This is a genomic window from Salinicola socius (assembly GCF_001937195.1).
Lineage (GTDB): Bacteria > Pseudomonadota > Gammaproteobacteria > Pseudomonadales > Halomonadaceae > Salinicola > Salinicola socius.
Map to the genome: position 1 here is coordinate 1 of NZ_MSDO01000006.1, position 16,171 is coordinate 16,171.

Sequence of the window (16,171 nt, forward strand, 5' to 3'; positions counted from 1 at the left end):
GGCACTTCAACGGTTGGCGCATCAACATCAGTTAGATCGCGGGGCCCCTTCTCGTCAGCTCCCAGACACTTTCGACCAGCCCCTCTTCGGCGGCGGATACGTCGTGCAGACTCAGTTCGAAATTGGGTGCCATCAACGCCTCCACCTCCTCATGACTCACGCTGAACGGCGGGCCACGCTCGGGATCCTGGTGGGTCAACGTCACCAGCAGGCCTCGCGTGCCCGGCAACAGCAGCTGCGCCAGATGATGGGCGTAGCGCTGACGCGTCGCCGGCGGTAGCGCGATGAGGGCGGCACGATCATAGAAGCCGGCGAGCTCCGCTGCCTGATCCACCTGGAAATGGAAGAAGTCGCCACACCACAACTCGACACTGCCCTGGCGAGTGCATTCGAAGCCCGATTGACGATAGCGCAGCGCCGGCTGATCGAGCTGCGCGACGAACTGGTCCACGGCCAGCGGCGACAATTCGACACCCAGCACTGGATGGCCGCGCTCGGCCAGCCAGCGCATGTCACGACTCTTGCCACACAGCGGCACCAGAATCTTGGCACCGGCCTCGATCTCGAGCCGCTGCCAGTGGGCCGGCAACGCCGGATGGGCCGCCTCGCGATGAAAGCCGATGCGCCCCTGCTGCCAGCGCTGCAGCCAGTCGGTCGTGGTCATGACGCTTCTCGGAGACTCAGAACCAGCGGTCACGCTTGCGCCGACGACGTGGCAGATGCGGCACGATCAGCCCGACGATCAGGCCCGCGGCAGCGACCCCGCCGCCATACATGAAATAGCGCATCAGCAGATCTTCTTCCTGGGTGTCCAGACGCGCCTGCATCTCACGCATCTTGCTCTCCGCCTGCGAATAGGCCTGGTTGAGCTGATTGTTGGTGGCCTGGAGATCGTCGGCCTGAGCCTGACGGCTCTCGAGCTCGCTGCGCATATCGGCGACACGCTGATTCCACTCGTCATCGATACCGTTGAGACGCGTGGTCAACTGATCGACCTTCTTCTGCAATGCCGGCAGCTGCTGCTGGGCGCTGGGCTCATCCTGGACGAACTGGGACTGGACCCACACCTCGTCGCCTTCGGGGCCGCGGACCTGGGTGTAGTCGCCCTGGGTCTGCAGCACCGTGACCGGGTCACCGCTGGTGAGGGTGCCGACGATGCGATAACCGTCGGTCGGGCCGCTGCGCACGAACGTGGTCAACGAATCACTGATCCAGTGACCATCCTGAGCCACGGCGGAAGCGGAAAACAGAGCCGCGCTCAGGGCGCAACCCACTACTGCATTTCGAATTTTCAACATATCGTCGTGATCTTAAGTGGCTGGTCGATAACGGTTGGGTAACGCTGTTCACGTAACGATGGATTGGGCGACGATGAGACCGGCCTCGCTTCCTGCGAAGCCGGTGAATCAATCATCCACACTTTCTGTGGATAACCGTTTGGACAACCTGCGTAGCGATCGTGCCATCCGCCGGCTGCCTCGGCATTGACGACAAATTGGTGAAAATCTAACCAACGCGAGGTATCCCGGATCCGCCTTTCCAGGCTCGATCCGTGGAACTCTGTCGTCTCAGCCATCATCCCGGGGCGGCCAGGCCATCGGGCGCGGGAACTCGGTGACATTGCCCTCCGCCTTGACCGCCTTTGCCACGCCACCGCGTTCGACCTCGTCGATACGCACGATGGCACTGTAGGGAATATAACTGCGATTGACGCCATCGAACGTCCGTCTAAGCTTCTCGGCACCGGGATCGACGACCACCTTGGACTGATCCTCGAACACGAACGCTTCGACTTCGATGAAGCCCCACAGATCGCTTTGAAAGATCTCTCTGGCGTAGAGTTCCCAGACTTCGCCCTGATTGTGGAACACTACCCGATAGATCGGCTTGCTGGGCATAAATGAACGGCTCTCTCGATATCATCGCCATATCGTCGGGCGACTCACCCGTGATCCTGGCGCGGCAAATAGGCGCAAGGTTACCACAGCCACCGCGCCATGCGAGCAGCGCGGGTTGGCTGTATCGTGCCATCCCCCGTATAATGCCGCGTTTTCGAGATGGCTTTAACGGCGCACTCTCCGCCTCAGCCGCTTTCTGTTTCCATCTTCTCTTTTCTCCACGGGGCATCGGTGACGCGCGCATGGTCGCAGCAACGCAATCTATGACGAAAAAGCTCTTCATCAAGACCCACGGCTGTCAGATGAACGAGTACGACTCCGGCCGTATCGCGGATCTGCTCGGTGAATCTCATCGTCTGGAACTGACCGACAACGAGAGTGAAGCCGATGTCATCCTGCTCAATACCTGCTCGATTCGCGAGAAGGCGCAGGAAAAGGTGTTTCACCAGCTCGGCCGTTGGAAAAAGCTGAAGGCCGCGAAACCGGATCTGGTCATCGGCGTCGGCGGCTGCGTCGCCAGCCAGGAAGGCGAGAACATCCGCAAGCGCGCGCCTCACGTCGATATGGTGTTCGGCCCGCAGACCCTGCACCGACTCCCCACCATGCTGGACGCCCGCAGCAAGAGCGCGTCACCGATCCAGACGGTGGATGTGACGTTCCCCGAGATCGAGAAGTTCGACCATCTGCCCAAGCCCAAATCCGATGGCGCGACCGCGTTCGTCTCGGTGATGGAGGGCTGTTCCAAGTACTGCACTTTCTGCGTCGTGCCCTACACCCGGGGCGAAGAGGTGTCGCGACCTTTCGAATCGGTGATGGAAGAGATCGTGCATCTGGCCGAACAGGGCGTGCGCGAGATCAACCTGCTGGGCCAGAACGTCAACGCGTATCGCGGTCTGGACGAGAGCGGGGATGAGATCGATCTGGCGGAACTGATCGCTTGCGTGGCGGCTGTAGACGGTATCGATCGCATCCGCTTCACCACCTCGCATCCGGTCGAGTTCACCGACAGCCTGATCGAAGCCTATGGCGAGATACCCGAGCTGGTCAGCCACCTGCATCTGCCGGTCCAGTCCGGCTCGGACCGCATCCTAGCCGCCATGAAGCGTGGCCATGGCCGCGACATGTACATCGACAAGCTCGAGCGCATCCGCGCCCTGCGTCCGGACATCAGCTTCTCCTCGGACTTCATCATCGGTTTTCCCGGGGAGACCGACGCCGACTTCGAAGACACCATGGACCTGATCCAGCGCATCGGCTTCGATGCTTCTTTCAGCTTCATCTATTCGAAGCGCCCCGGCACGCCGGCCTCCGGCCTGCCGGACGACATCTCGGCAGAGACCAAGAAGCAGCGCCTGGCCCTCCTGCAGGATCGACTCAATCAACAGACGCTGCAGATCAGCCGCCGCATGGTGGGGAATCGGGAGCGGATTCTGGTCACCGGATTTTCACCCAGGGATCCGGCGCAGCTGTCCGGGCGGACCGAAAACAACCGCGTGGTCAATTTCCGGGCCGACGATCCGACCTCGCTGATCGGCTATTTCGTCGACGTCACCATCACCGAAGCGCTACCCAATTCGCTGCGCGGCGAACTGATATCCGCCGAGCGCCATTGAGTTAGCCTCGATCGACCTCATCTAAGGTCGATGCACCGCTTCCTGCCGGCCCCGAACAGGATTAACCCTGATCATTGCTCCGGCAGGAAGCGGCGCAGTAAGCTGGTGACAGCTTTTCAAGATCGCATCTTTTTCCAAATCAACTTATTTCAACCGAACGGATCTCTTTGCGTTGACCCAAGACCAACAGTCTGACAATCGCGTCGTGTCTCTGACACTCGAACCCAACGATCCCATGCGGCTGGCCAATCTCTGTGGTCAACGCGACGAACACCTGAAGCTGGTCGAGGCGCGCCTGGACGTCACGCTGCGCAATCGTGGCAATGTCTTCCAGATGGCCGGGCCGGACGCCAGCGTCAAGGCGGCGGCGAACGTGCTCGAGCATCTCTACCGCGAAACCGAAGCCGACGAGCTGACACCGGACACGGTGCATCTCTATCTGCAGGAGTCGGGCGTCGAGGCGCTGGAGGAGGAGACCGGCGACATCGAAGCTGGCGGTCTGCTCATCCGGACCCCGCGAACGCTGGTCAAACCCCGGGGTTTCAATCAGCAGGGGTATGTCGCCAGCATTCGTCGCCACGACATCAATTTCGGTATCGGCCCCGCGGGCACCGGCAAGACGTATCTGGCGGTGGCGGCGGCGGTCGAAGCGCTCAATCGCCAGGAAGTCAGACGTATTCTGCTGGTGCGTCCGGCGGTAGAGGCTGGCGAGAAGCTCGGCTTCCTGCCGGGCGATCTGGCGCAGAAGATCGATCCCTACCTGCGCCCGCTTTACGACGCCCTCTACGAAATGCTGGGCTTCGAGCACGTCAACAAGTTGATCGAGCGACAGATCATCGAGATCGCGCCGCTGGCCTACATGCGTGGCCGAACGCTCAACAATGCCTTCATCATTCTCGACGAGAGCCAGAACACCACCCGCGAGCAGATGAAGATGTTTCTGACCCGGATCGGCTTCGGTTCGACCGCCGTGATCACCGGCGATGCGACCCAGGTCGATCTGCCGCGAGGCTCGAGTTCGGGACTGATCCACGTGCTCGAGGTGCTGCGCGATACCGCGGGCATCGGGATCACGCAGTTCGCGCCCAAGGACGTCGTTCGGCATCCGCTGGTGCAGCGCATCATCGAAGCCTACGACATTCACGAGGCGACCGAGGAAGGCGCCCAGCGTCAACGCCGGGAAGATCGTCGCCAGGCGCGGCTCGATGCCGAACCCCATCGGGACCGCGACGACTCATGAGCCCCGAGATCGATCGCCAGGTCGTCATCAGCGCCGCGGCCGAAGTCGCGCTGCCAACGCGGGCGGACCTGGAAGCCTGGGTCGGCGCGGTGCTCGAGCGTGAAGGTGACGCACGTCATGAATTGACGATCCGCTTCGTCGAGCGCGAAGAGAGTCGACAGCTCAACCGCGATTATCGCGGCAAGGACAAGCCGACCAACGTGCTCTCCTTTCCGTTCGAGACGCCGCCCGGGCTCGAGCTGCCCCTGCTCGGTGACCTGGTGATCTGTCACGACATCGTGGTGGATGAAGCACGGGAACAGCGCAAGTCGACCCACGATCACTACGCCCATCTGGTAATACACGGCTGCTTGCATTTACTCGGCTATGACCATATAGATGATCAGGAAGCCGAGCAGATGGAGTCGCTGGAAAGAACCCTGCTCACTCAATTTGGCATTGCGGACCCGTATCGCCTGGTCGACCCGGAATCCGATGCCTAGACCTCGACGCGAAGCGCCAATACTCAGCACCATGCCGACACCGACCCGATCTTCCCGCCTGATGTGGGAAGGATCCAGCGAGACCCCTGGCTTGCCGGCCGAACCGCCCGACGAGCCTCCGCCTGGCCGCCTCCGGATCGCGGACGGCCCCCTTTGGATAACGATCATCGATTCAGCACGCGCCAACATCGGGCGCGCGCCGAGTTCGGCGTGGCCATGCTTTCGTTTGCTACGCCCCCGCAGTATCGTTTCCCCTTTCCGTGCGTCATCCGAGGACAAGAGACCACAGTCATGAGCGAAGACCGATCGAGTAGCCAGAGCAGTCGTTCCTGGCTTGAAAAACTCATCAGTACCTTCTCTAGCGATTTCGATGAACCCAGCTCCCGCGAGGAGCTACTCACCTTCCTGCGCGAGGCCGGCCCTCGGCTCAATCTCGATCAGGATGCGCTGACCATCATCGAAGGCGCGTTCCAGATCAGCGATCAGCAGGTGCGCGAGGTGATGATTCCCCGCTCCCAGGTCACCGCCATCAGCGTGGCGCAGCGCCCGGAAGATTGCCTGCCGATCATTCTGGAGACCGCCCACTCGCGCTACCCGGTCATCGACGACAACCTCGATGACGTGCTGGGCATCCTGCTGGTCAAGGATCTGCTGCCGCTGCTCAAGGACAATACCGATGAGCGCGAGACGTTCGAACTGCGCGAGGTGCTGCGTCCGGCGATGTTCGTTCCCGAGTCCAAGCGCCTCAACAGTCTGCTCAAGGAGTTTCGCGATACGCATAACCACATGGCGATCGTGGTCGACGAGTATGGAGGGACCGCCGGTATCGTCACCATCGAGGATATCCTCGAGCAGATCGTCGGCGATATCGAAGACGAGCATGATACCGACGAGGAAGAGGACATTCGCAACATGGGCGACGGCACTTACGCCGTACGGGCGCTGACGCCGATCGAGGATTTCAACGAACACTTCGATACCGAATTCTCCGACGACGAGTTCGACACCGTCGGCGGCCTGATCATGCAACGTTTCGGCCATCTACCCGGCCGCAACGAGTATACCGATCTCGGCCAATGGCGCTTCACCGTGCTCAACGCCGACAATCGCCGCATTCGTCTGCTGCAGGCCAAACCGGTACCGGCCGAGGTCGAAACGGAGTCGCCACGACGCATCGAGAGCTGATCCCCTGACGATGCTTCCCCCGCGCTGGTGCCATGACACCAGCGCATTCCCGCAGCAACTTTGATATAAGGGCACTTTTCGCAAGGAGTGCCCCTGACATGCCGCAAGCCAAGCCGTTGATTTCCGACCGCCGACCCTGGCCGGGTTATCTCGCTGCACTGCTCGCCGGCGGGTTCTCCACGCTCACCTTCGCCCCCTTCCACTTATGGTGGCTGGGTCCGATCGCCGTGGCCCTGATGTATCTCGGCCACCACCGATTGAGCGTCGGTCAGACTGCCCTGCGCGGATGGCTGTTCGGGGTCGGGCTTTTCGGTAGCGGCACGTCCTGGGTCTACGTCTCGATCCACGACTACGGTTACACCGGTGTACCGCTGGCACTGTTCCTGACCGCGCTGTTCGTCGGCACGCTGTCCCTGTTTCCCGCGCTGGTTTTCGGCCTCTACCGACGATTCACTTCACCGCGCCTGGCGTTTCTCAGCTTCGCTGGCGTGTGGGTGCTGGGTGAGGCTCTTCGCAGCTGGGCATTCACCGGTTTTCCCTGGCTGCTGCTGGGCAGCGCGCAGGTCGACTCGCCGCTGGCACCCTGGGCGCCGATCGGCGGCGTCTACCTGCTGTCATTGATCGTCGCGCTCAGCGGCACGCTTCTGGTCGAACTCTGTCGTCGACGCTGGTGGGCCATCGCCCCCATCGCCCTGCTGTGGCTGGTGCCGCTGGCCCTGCCCAACCACTGGACGACGCAGGCTGCCGATCCAGTGCGCATGGCACTGCTGCAAGGCAACCTGCCCCAGCTCTCCAAATGGAGCGCCGAGGGGCAGCGCAACGCCGTCAACACCTACAGCCGGATGACGCGTCAACTGCCCGACGACGTCGACGTCATCTTGTGGCCGGAAACCGCGCTGCCGATGTTCGAGAGAGAGGCTCGACCGTTCATGGCGCGCCTGCAGTCGACGCTGCCTCCGGAGACGTCGCTGCTGACCGGTATCGTCCAGCGTGACGAAGCCGGACGCTACTACAACGCGATTACCGGCGTCGGCGATGTTCGCGGCGAGTACCGCAAGAGTCATCTGGTGCCATTCGGCGAATTCCTGCCGCTGGATTTCCTGCTGCGCGGGATCATCGACTTCTTCAACCTGCCGATGTCTGACTTTACTGCCGGTGCCGACTCCCAGCCGCCAATCCTGACCCATGGCATCGCCATCGGCAGCGCCATCTGCTACGAGATCGTCTATCCCGACCTGGTTGCCGAGCGCGCCCGCGACGCCAATGTGCTGCTGACGGTTTCCAACGACACCTGGTTCGGTCGCTCGATCGGACCGCTGCAGCATCTGCAGATGGCCCGGTTACGCGCCCTCGAAAATGGACGCTACGTCGTTCGTGCCACCAGCAACGGCGTCACCGCGATCATCGACGATCAAGGACGGCTGCAGGAACGGGGCCCACAGTTCGAGACCGTCAGCGTCGTCGGCGACGTCGTGCCGATGACCGGGCTGACGCCGTTCACGCGCATCGGCAGCTGGCCGACCTGGCTGCTATCGTTGTTGCTGCTGGCCCCGGCGGTGGTGAGAAAGGCCCATCGGTCTCGATAAGCGACCGCTCCACGCCGCCACACCCCAGGCCATCGAGTGCCTGAGGCGTGGCCGCCTCCTCTGGGGCGACCGACGAATTCCGGATATGCGACGCGCGTTTATCGATTGGTTCCAAGCCAGCGTGCGGGACTTGCCTCCAGACAACCGATAGCGTTGGATGGAGGTCTTCATTTCCGGTCATCGAGCGTGTCATGACACTGCCACTGGTCTCCCCCGACGATATCCGCAGCGCCTTCTCGCAAGCCATGTCCGACATGTATCGCCAGGAGGTGCCGCAATATGGCGATCTGCTCGAGCTGGTCGCCAATATCAACCGCGCCACGCTCGAGGCGGATCCGGCGCTGGCCGACCGGTTGAGCGCCCACGACGAGACGTCGCGTCTGGACGTCGAGCGCCACGGCGCGATTCGCGTCGGCACCACCGAAGAGCTGTCGATGCTGAGACGCGTCTTTGCGCTGATGGGCATGTTTCCGGTGAGCTATTACGATCTGTCGGAGGCTGGCGTTCCCGTTCACTCCACCGCCTTTCGACCGATCGATGAAAACTCGCTCAAGCGCAACCCGTTCCGAGTGTTCACCTCGCTGCTACGTCTGGAGCTGATCGAGGAAGACGCCTTGCGCCGCCAGGCAGCTGCCATTCTGGCCGAGCGCGATATCTTCACGTCCGGTGCGAGAGCGCTGGTCGCGATCGGCGAGCGTCAGGGCGGTTTCGATAGCGACCAGGCCGAGCGGTTCGTGACCGAAATTCTGGAAACCTTCCGCTGGCATCGCGACGCAACCGTCGATCACGAAACCTACCAGGCGCTGCACGACGCGCACCGCCTCGTGGCGGACGTGGTCTGCTTCCGCGGCCCGCATATCAACCATCTCACCCCGCGTACGCTGGATATCGACGCGGCTCAGGCCGCAATGCCCGACTACGGCATCACGCCCAAGGCGGTCATCGAAGGGCCGCCCCGACGCGAATGGCCCATCCTGCTGCGCCAGACCAGTTTCAAGGCGCTGGAAGAATCCGTGCGCTTCGCCGACAGCGACGGCGGCACTCACACCGCCCGTTTCGGCGAGATCGAGCAGCGTGGCGTCGCGCTGACAGCCAAGGGACGAGCGCTGTACGACGAGCTACTGACCCGATCCCGTCAGGCGCCGACCGCCAGCGACAACCTCTCCCATCAGCGCCAGCTGAGCGAGTGTTTCGCCGCGTTTCCCGACGACCTGCCAACGCTTCGACGTGAGGCGCTCGCCTATTTCCGCTATCGGATCAGCGAGAACGGTCGTCAGCGGCTGGCCGGCGGGGAGACGGCGCCGGCCTCGCTCGACGATGCCATGGAGGCTGACTGGATCGATGCCACGCCGATCACCTACGAGGATTTTCTGCCGGTCAGCGCCGCAGGCATCTTCCAGTCGAACCTCGGCGATGCCCAGCACCAAGCCTATGCCAGCGAGTCCAATCAGGGCGCTTTCGAACTCGCCCTCGGCCGGCCGGTCCATGACGAATTCGAGCTGTACAGCCGACTGCAGGAAGATTCGCTGACACGAGTGCGTCAGCAATTGGGGCTCGATGGCTGAAAGAAGCCACCGTATCGATTCGTTGAAAGTCGCGGCCAGAACAGTTGTCGTCGCCTGAATGGCGATAGCCCATCGCCCGTCACCATAGTCTGAGAGCTTCCCTCTCGAAAACCCATGGAGACAGGCAATGGCTTCGGTCAACAATAACAATGCGACCGCTTCGGCCCCGAGTGATGTCGATCTTCCGACGTTACGCAAGGTGATCGCGGCTTCGGCGATCGGGAACTTCGTCGAGTGGTTCGATTTCGCCGTCTACGGCTTTCTGGCCGTGATCCTCTCGCAGCATTTCTTTCCTCCGGGCGACGATTCACTGGCGTTGCTGCAGACGTTTGCGGTATTCGCGGTCTCGTTTGCCCTTCGCCCGCTGGGCGGCGTTTTCTTCGGCATGCTCGGCGACAGAATCGGGCGCAAGCGCGTACTGGCGATCACCGTGCTGCTGATGGCCGGCGCGACGACACTGATCGGCGTGCTGCCGACCTATGCCAGCGTCGGACTGTTCGCGCCGCTGGCGTTGGCGCTCGCCCGTTGCGTTCAGGGCTTCTCCGCTGGCGGTGAGTATGCCGGCGCCTGCGCCTTCGTGATGGAACACGCGCCAACCCGCCGCAAGGCCCGCTACGGGAGTTTCGTCCCGGTTTCGACCTTTCTGGCTTTCGCCACCGCGGCGGCACTGACTTTCATCATCAGCGCCCTGCTGACCGATGAGGCGTTGAATGCCTGGGGCTGGCGGATCCCCTTTCTGGTCGCTGCACCATTGGGGCTGGTCGGCCTTTACATGCGCCTGCGTCTGGACGAGTCTCCCGCCTTCCGCGCCTTGAAGGCGCAACATGCCGTGCCGCAGGCACCGCTGAAGGAAACTGTCCGTCTGCACGCTGCAACCATCGTCAGTCTTAGCGCGTTCATTTCGGTCACGGCACTGTCGTTCTACATGTTTACCACCTACTTCACGACCTACATGCAGGTCGTGGGGCACGCCTCACGTCCCACCGCGCTGCTGGCCAGCCTCGGCGCGCTGCTGTTCGCGGCCGCGCTGTGTCCGTTCGTGGGCCGTTATACCGACCGGGTCGGACGCCGCAAGACGATACTGACCGCGGGAATCTGCCTCATCGTGGCAGTCTTCCCTGCTTACACGCTGGCCGGTAGCGGCGAATGGTGGGCATCGCTGATCGGCGCGATGCTGATGGCGGTAGGCGCGGTGATCTGCGGCGTGGTGACGGCCGTTTTGTTGTCGGAGCAGTTTCCGACGCGCGTGCGTTATACCGCCTCGGCGCTTTGCTACAACGTCTCCTACACGATCTTCGGCGGAACGGCACCGCTGGTCGCGACCTGGTTGATCGAGCGCACCGGCAATAACCTGTCGCCAGCGATCTACTTGATCGCGATCACGCTACTGGCGATGTGGGGCGGTCTACGCCTGCCGGAGTCATCGCACCGGGCGCTGGATGCCGACGAGTCCGAATGGCAACGCGCACCGAAACCTCTCGCCCAACCCGCGACCTGAACCGCGCCACGACGTGATCCGTCGCCTGAATTGGCTTCCGCCGATACGACCGACGGGCCGAGGCCCGTCGGTCGAAGACGTCGATCGCCCGCTCAGGACCGGGGATCAGGCCGGGGGGCATCGGAGTCACGCTGGAAGTAGCGGTGTCCGCACGCATGGCAGGCATCGAGTCGCGCGACCTGCTCGAGCAATACGCCCGCCCCGCAGTGAACGCAGCTCATCCGGCCCGGCAGGGCCACTTCCCCGGCCGTATAGTCGGCACGCGCGGCTTCGAGATCGTCTTCGAAGCGATCACGGTCGATGGTAGTGCGATCGGCGATCGAGAACAGCGCTTCGCTGACTCGGCGCGAGAGCACGTCGAGATCGATCCCCAGCCAGGACGCGACACCCTCGCCGCCCTTGGCGAGAAACTGGCGAAAGTCGCGCATGTCGCGCTCGACCCAGGCCCGCAGCAACGCCATCTCATCTTTGGTGAACTCCTCGAACTCGGCCTCGAACGCTACGGCTTCGTCGAGTTCGTGCTGGAAGCTGTCCCAGGAGAGCTCCCCGCCGCCGTCCTTCAAACGGGTCAGAATGCGTTCATAGGCTTCGCTGAGACGGGAACGCGCCTCGGGTCGTGACTGTTGCTCATCCATGGCTATCCCCTTTTTCTGCTGCGGATCGATTCACCCGGCCTTGATGCCAGGCTCTTACTTGCGACGATGGGTCTGGGGTATGCTTGTGGCCCTGAAAATCAAGCCGGCCCCGCTCTTTTCGTCTGCCATGAGTATAGCTTTTCGCGGGGACTCTGGCGCTCCCACACGCCGAACGCAAGGTGCCTGACCAAACCGATGGACGCACAGTACAACCCGCAAGCGATTGAAAACGCCGCACAGCAATACTGGAACCAGAACCAGAGCTTCAAGGCCGTCGAGGATGCGACGCGCGAGAAGTTCTATTGCCTGTCGATGTTCCCCTATCCCAGCGGCAAGCTGCATATGGGTCACGTGCGCAACTACACCATCGGCGACGTGGTGACCCGTTTCCAGCGCATGCAGGGCAAGAACGTGCTGCAGCCAATGGGGTGGGACGCTTTCGGAATGCCGGCCGAAAATGCCGCCATCAAGAACCGCGTGGCACCCGGCAAGTGGACCTACGAAAACATCGATACCATGCGCGGCCAGCTCAAGTCACTCGGCTTCGCCTACGACTGGAGTCGTGAGTTCGCGACCTGCGATGTCGACTACTACCGGTGGGAGCAGTGGTTCTTCGCCAAGCTGGTCGAGAAAGGCGTCGTCTACAAGAAGATGTCGACGGTCAACTGGGACCCTGTCGATCAGACCGTGCTCGCCAACGAACAGGTCATCGACGGCCGTGGCTGGCGCTCCGGCGCCCGTGTCGAGCGCAAGGAGATTCCGCTGTGGTTTCTGAAGATCACCGACTATGCCGATGAGCTGCTGGCCGACCTCGACAAGGTGGAATGGCCCGAGCAGGTCAAGACCATGCAGCGCAACTGGATCGGCAAGTCTCGCGGCGTCGAGCTGAGCTTTGCCGTCAAGGCCGGGGACGGCGACGGCGACGATCAGCCTGAGCGGCTCGAGGTCTATACCACCCGCCCCGATACCCTTTTCGGCGTCACCTACGTCGCTGTGGCTGCCGGCCATCCGCTGGCCAGAAAGGCCGCCGAGCAGGATCCGGCCATGGCCGAATTCCTGATCGAATGTCAGCAAGGTGGCAACTCCGAAGCCGAGCTCGCGACCATGGAAAAACGGGGTCGCGACACCGGTTATCGCGCGCTTCATCCGCTGACCGGCCAGGAAGTGCCGATCTTCGTCGCCAATTTCGTGCTGATGGAGTACGGCACCGGCGCCGTCATGGCCGTGCCCGCACACGACCAGCGCGACTGGGAGTTCGCTACCAAGTACGAGCTTCCGATTCAGGCGGTCATCGCCGACGCCGAGGGCAACGTGCCGGACCTCTCCGCCAGTGCCTATGTCGATCACGGCAAGCTGATTCACTCGGGCGAGTTCGACGGTCTCGAATTCGATGCCGCGTTCGATGCCATCGCTGCCGAGCTCGAGTCCCGAGGCCTCGGCAAGACCAAGACCCACTATCGCCTGCGTGACTGGGGCGTCGCCCGCCAGCGCTACTGGGGCGCGCCGATTCCGGTCAAGTACGGCCCGGAAGGCCAGACCGTTCCCCTCACCGACGACGAATTGCCGGTCGCGTTGCCGATGGAAGTCGAGGTCGACGCGTCGGGCTCGCCGCTCAAGAAGATGCCATCCTTCTACGATCTGGGCGACGGCTGGACGCGAGAAACCGACACCTTCGATACCTTCATGGAATCGTCCTGGTACTACGCCCGCTTCTGCTGTGCCGACAACCCGGAAGCGATGCTCGACGACCGCGCCGACTACTGGCTGCCGGTGGATCTCTACATCGGCGGTATCGAACACGCGATCCTGCATCTGCTCTATGCCCGTTTCTTTCACAAGCTGATGCGCGACGAAGGTCTGGTCAATAGCGACGAGCCGTTCCAGCGACTGCTCACTCAGGGCATGGTAATCGCCGAAACCTTCTATCGCGAAGAAACCAACGGCGGCAAGGCGTGGTTCAACCCAGCCGACGTGGAAGTCGAGCGTGACGACAAGGGCCGCCCGACCAGCGCCCGATTGGCGAGCGACGGCCAGCCGGTCGAGATGGGCGGCATCGAAAAGATGTCCAAGTCGAAGAACAACGGCGTCGACCCGCAGGCGATGATCGATCGCTTCGGTGCGGATACCGTGCGTCTTTTCGTGATGTTCGCCGCCCCGCCGGAACAGTCTCTGGAGTGGTCGGATTCCGGCGTCGAAGGCTCGCACCGCTTCCTCAAGCGGCTGTGGAAGCTGGTTGCCGACCATGTGGCGGCGGGAACGCCGCCGGCGCTTGATGTGAGTAGTCTCGACGACATTCAGAAGGATCTTCGCCGCAAGACCCACGAAACCATCGCCAAGGCCGGTGACGACATCGGCCGTCGCACCACGTTCAATACCGCGATCGCGGCGGTGATGGAGCTGACCAACGCGCTGGGCCGTTTCGACGACACGTCACCGCAGGGTCTTGCCGTCAGTCGCGAGGCTATCGAAGCCTGCGTGCTGCTGCTGGCGCCGATCACGCCGCACGTCGGTCACGCGCTGTGGCAATCGCTGGGTCATCAGACGCCGGTCATCGATGCAAGCTGGCCGACGGTGGATACCCAAGCGCTGATCAGGGCCAGTGTCGAACTGGTGGTACAGGTCAATGGCAAGCTGCGGGCCCGTCTGGAAGTGCCGGCGGAGGCCGACAAGGCCACGGTGGAATCTCTCGCCCTGGCGGAAGACAACGTGCAGCGACATATCGACGGCAAGAACGTGCGCAAGGTCATCGTCGTTCCCGGGAAACTGGTCAACATCGTCGCCAACTGAACGCTTGCCGACTGAACGATCGCAGTCGAATCGTTGCAGTCGATAGCATCGATACTGGGCACCCATCGGCACTGCCAGGCAGTGCCGTCATGTCAGAAGGAGCTTTTCATGATGCGTCGCACCGTTGTGGCCGGCCTGGTGGCCGTGTCGCTGACCGCGCTGACCGGCTGCGGCTTTCAGCTCCGTGGCCTGGATCAACCGACACTGGGTATCTCTGAACTGAGCCTCAGCGCCAACGTCTCTCCGTTCAGCGAGGAAGTTCGCCGATCGCTGGAGAGCGCCGGCACGGCCGTCACCGAGGATGCCGATCTTCGACTCAATCTGGGTGACGAGAAAATCAGCGAGAATCGACTGACGCGATCCGACTCCGGCAGCCGCGAGACCCGGATCACGCTGACCGCCCCCTTCTCCGTTCAACGCGTATCCGACAGCGCCTATTTGCTGAACCAGCAGCAGTTGGAAACGTCGACGACGGTACTGCTCTCGACCGACGACATCTATTCCAGCGAAGAGGTGCGCAAGGAGGCTGCCAGACAGCTGCGCCGGGACGCGGCGACCCAGTTGATCGACCGGCTGGACGCGCTCGAGACACCATGAAGGTATTTCCCGACAAGCTGGAAGACTCGCTCAAGAAGCGTCTGCCGCCGGTGGTGATGGTGGCCGGCGATGAACCGCTGATCCATCTGGAGGCTTGCGATGCCGTTCGGCGCGTCGCCCGCGAACGCGGGATCGAAGAACGCGAGGTCATGCACGTCGAATCCGGCTTCCAATGGACGCAACTGCTGGAATCCGCCTCCAGCCTGTCGCTGTTCGCGTCGAGCAAGCTGATCGAAGTTCGCCTGGGTAGCCAGTCTCCCGGCCAGGAAGGGAGCAAGGCGCTCGAAGCATACGCGCAACAGGCCGGCGATAGCGACAATGTGCTGCTGCTGTCGAGCCAGCGCCTGGATCGCAAGGCGCAATCCAGCAAATGGTTCAAGACCCTGGACAAGCTGGGGCTTTTCGTTCCGGTGTGGCCGGTTGACCATCAGCGGCTGGGGTTCTGGATGCGCGACCGGGCCAACCGCTACGGCTTCACGATGGATATGGAAGCGGCCCGCCTTCTCGGCGAGCGCACCGAGGGCAACCTGTTGGCAGCCGATCAGGAATTGCAGAAGCTGGCGTTGCTGTTGCCACCCAATGCGCGCCTCGATGTCGAAGCGATTGCCAGCGGCGTCGAAAGCAGTGCCCGTTACGATGTCTTCACGCTCGCCGATGCCTGCCTGAAAGGCGAGCGTGATCGCGTCGTCCGAATCGTGCGTGGCCTGCGTCAGGAGGGCGTCGAAGCGCCGATCATCCTGTGGGCACTGACCCGTGAGCTGCGCACCCTGCTATCGATTTTCCAGCATCTCGATCAGGGCCAGAGCCTGGAGCACGCCTGCAAGGCGCAGCGACCGATGATTCCGGAGAAGCGCCGTCCCGGCTATCAGCAAGCGCTCAAGCGTCTTCCCCAGCGCCGCCTGCACAAGCTGCTCATGTTCTCCCAGCGTATCGATCTCGCCATCAAGGGGGCCATCGCCCTGCCCGTCTGGGACTGTCTCCAGGACCTGGCCCTCACTCTCGCCGGCGGTCGCGGTATCCTCGCCGAAATGCCGCATGCCTATCGCTCCGCCTGACGTCTATCGCAACGCCTGACCTCTATCGTG

Annotated in this window: 14 protein-coding genes; 10 read left to right on the forward strand and 4 right to left on the reverse strand. The window is 62.5% G+C overall.

Annotation, left to right across the window (positions count from 1 at the left end):
* Positions 1-31: 31 nt before the first annotated feature.
* The 3 genes from BTW07_RS06260 to BTW07_RS06270 form a co-directional block, all read right to left on the reverse strand.
* Positions 32-664, reverse strand: coding sequence for a thiopurine S-methyltransferase (locus tag BTW07_RS06260; RefSeq protein ID WP_075569320.1), 633 nt, complete (start codon positions 662-664; stop codon positions 32-34).
* A gap of 16 nt (positions 665-680) precedes the next feature.
* Entirely contained in the window at positions 681-1,298 is a 618-nt protein-coding gene (locus BTW07_RS06265) for a TIGR04211 family SH3 domain-containing protein (RefSeq protein WP_075569321.1), read from the reverse strand.
* 270 nt (positions 1,299-1,568) lie between these two features.
* Positions 1,569-1,898: a DUF1820 family protein gene (locus BTW07_RS06270; RefSeq protein WP_075569322.1), complete on the reverse strand. Its 330-nt coding sequence runs from the start codon at positions 1,896-1,898 to the stop codon at positions 1,569-1,571.
* A gap of 263 nt (positions 1,899-2,161) precedes the next feature.
* Between BTW07_RS06270 and miaB the strand changes: the two genes are divergently transcribed.
* The 7 genes from miaB (at position 2,162) to BTW07_RS06305 (ending at position 11,067) form a co-directional block, all read left to right on the forward strand.
* Positions 2,162-3,511, forward strand: coding sequence for a tRNA (N6-isopentenyl adenosine(37)-C2)-methylthiotransferase MiaB (gene miaB / locus BTW07_RS06275; RefSeq protein WP_075569323.1), 1,350 nt, complete (start codon positions 2,162-2,164; stop codon positions 3,509-3,511).
* 235 nt (positions 3,512-3,746) lie between these two features.
* The gene (locus BTW07_RS06280; RefSeq protein ID WP_083941596.1) at positions 3,747-4,751 is read left to right on the forward strand and encodes a PhoH family protein; all 1,005 of its coding nucleotides are present in this window, start codon (positions 3,747-3,749) and stop codon (positions 4,749-4,751) included.
* Entirely contained in the window at positions 4,748-5,233 is a 486-nt protein-coding gene (gene ybeY, locus BTW07_RS06285; RefSeq protein ID WP_075569325.1) for an rRNA maturation RNase YbeY, read from the forward strand. Before BTW07_RS06280 ends, ybeY begins: the two co-directional genes overlap by 4 nt.
* A 291-nt stretch (positions 5,234-5,524) precedes the next feature.
* On the forward strand, positions 5,525-6,418 hold the full coding sequence (locus BTW07_RS06290) for an HlyC/CorC family transporter (RefSeq protein ID WP_075569326.1): 894 nt from the start codon (positions 5,525-5,527) through the stop codon (positions 6,416-6,418).
* Between the two features lie 98 nt (positions 6,419-6,516).
* The gene (gene lnt, locus BTW07_RS06295) at positions 6,517-8,004 is read left to right on the forward strand and encodes an apolipoprotein N-acyltransferase (RefSeq protein ID WP_075569327.1); all 1,488 of its coding nucleotides are present in this window, start codon (positions 6,517-6,519) and stop codon (positions 8,002-8,004) included.
* A gap of 191 nt (positions 8,005-8,195) precedes the next feature.
* A complete protein-coding gene (gene hglS / locus BTW07_RS06300) occupies positions 8,196-9,569 on the forward strand; it encodes a 2-oxoadipate dioxygenase/decarboxylase HglS (RefSeq protein WP_075569328.1) in 1,374 nt (457 codons plus the stop codon).
* A gap of 127 nt (positions 9,570-9,696) precedes the next feature.
* The gene (locus tag BTW07_RS06305) at positions 9,697-11,067 is read left to right on the forward strand and encodes an MFS transporter (RefSeq protein ID WP_075569329.1); all 1,371 of its coding nucleotides are present in this window, start codon (positions 9,697-9,699) and stop codon (positions 11,065-11,067) included.
* A 92-nt stretch (positions 11,068-11,159) separates the two neighbouring features.
* On the opposite strand, the gene BTW07_RS06310 is transcribed toward BTW07_RS06305, so the two are convergent.
* Positions 11,160-11,702, reverse strand: a complete 543-nt coding sequence (locus BTW07_RS06310; protein ID WP_075569330.1) for a zinc ribbon-containing protein — start codon at positions 11,700-11,702, stop codon at positions 11,160-11,162.
* Between the two features lie 195 nt (positions 11,703-11,897).
* On the opposite strand from BTW07_RS06310, the gene leuS reads away from it, so the two are divergent.
* From leuS to holA, 3 genes are all read left to right on the forward strand, one after another.
* The gene (gene leuS / locus BTW07_RS06315; protein ID WP_075569331.1) at positions 11,898-14,489 is read left to right on the forward strand and encodes a leucine--tRNA ligase; all 2,592 of its coding nucleotides are present in this window, start codon (positions 11,898-11,900) and stop codon (positions 14,487-14,489) included.
* Between the two features lie 108 nt (positions 14,490-14,597).
* Positions 14,598-15,086: an LPS-assembly lipoprotein LptE gene (locus BTW07_RS06320; protein WP_075569332.1), complete on the forward strand. Its 489-nt coding sequence runs from the start codon at positions 14,598-14,600 to the stop codon at positions 15,084-15,086.
* Positions 15,083-16,141, forward strand: coding sequence for a DNA polymerase III subunit delta (gene holA, locus BTW07_RS06325; RefSeq protein WP_075569333.1), 1,059 nt, complete (start codon positions 15,083-15,085; stop codon positions 16,139-16,141). The genes BTW07_RS06320 and holA overlap by 4 nt, the downstream gene beginning before the upstream one ends.
* Positions 16,142-16,171 lie beyond the last annotated feature (30 nt).

Coding starts and splice junctions, on each gene's coding strand:
- BTW07_RS06260 (WP_075569320.1), bottom strand. CDS start 664: ATGACCACGACCGACTGGCTGCAGCGCTGGCAGCAGGGGCGCATCGGC.
- BTW07_RS06265 (WP_075569321.1), bottom strand. CDS start 1,298: ATGTTGAAAATTCGAAATGCAGTAGTGGGTTGCGCCCTGAGCGCGGCT.
- BTW07_RS06270 (WP_075569322.1), bottom strand. CDS start 1,898: ATGCCCAGCAAGCCGATCTATCGGGTAGTGTTCCACAATCAGGGCGAA.
- miaB (WP_075569323.1), top strand. CDS start 2,162: ATGACGAAAAAGCTCTTCATCAAGACCCACGGCTGTCAGATGAACGAG.
- BTW07_RS06280 (WP_083941596.1), top strand. CDS start 3,747: ATGCGGCTGGCCAATCTCTGTGGTCAACGCGACGAACACCTGAAGCTG.
- ybeY (WP_075569325.1), top strand. CDS start 4,748: ATGAGCCCCGAGATCGATCGCCAGGTCGTCATCAGCGCCGCGGCCGAA.
- BTW07_RS06290 (WP_075569326.1), top strand. CDS start 5,525: ATGAGCGAAGACCGATCGAGTAGCCAGAGCAGTCGTTCCTGGCTTGAA.
- lnt (WP_075569327.1), top strand. CDS start 6,517: ATGCCGCAAGCCAAGCCGTTGATTTCCGACCGCCGACCCTGGCCGGGT.
- hglS (WP_075569328.1), top strand. CDS start 8,196: ATGACACTGCCACTGGTCTCCCCCGACGATATCCGCAGCGCCTTCTCG.
- BTW07_RS06305 (WP_075569329.1), top strand. CDS start 9,697: ATGGCTTCGGTCAACAATAACAATGCGACCGCTTCGGCCCCGAGTGAT.
- BTW07_RS06310 (WP_075569330.1), bottom strand. CDS start 11,702: ATGGATGAGCAACAGTCACGACCCGAGGCGCGTTCCCGTCTCAGCGAA.
- leuS (WP_075569331.1), top strand. CDS start 11,898: ATGGACGCACAGTACAACCCGCAAGCGATTGAAAACGCCGCACAGCAA.
- BTW07_RS06320 (WP_075569332.1), top strand. CDS start 14,598: ATGATGCGTCGCACCGTTGTGGCCGGCCTGGTGGCCGTGTCGCTGACC.
- holA (WP_075569333.1), top strand. CDS start 15,083: ATGAAGGTATTTCCCGACAAGCTGGAAGACTCGCTCAAGAAGCGTCTG.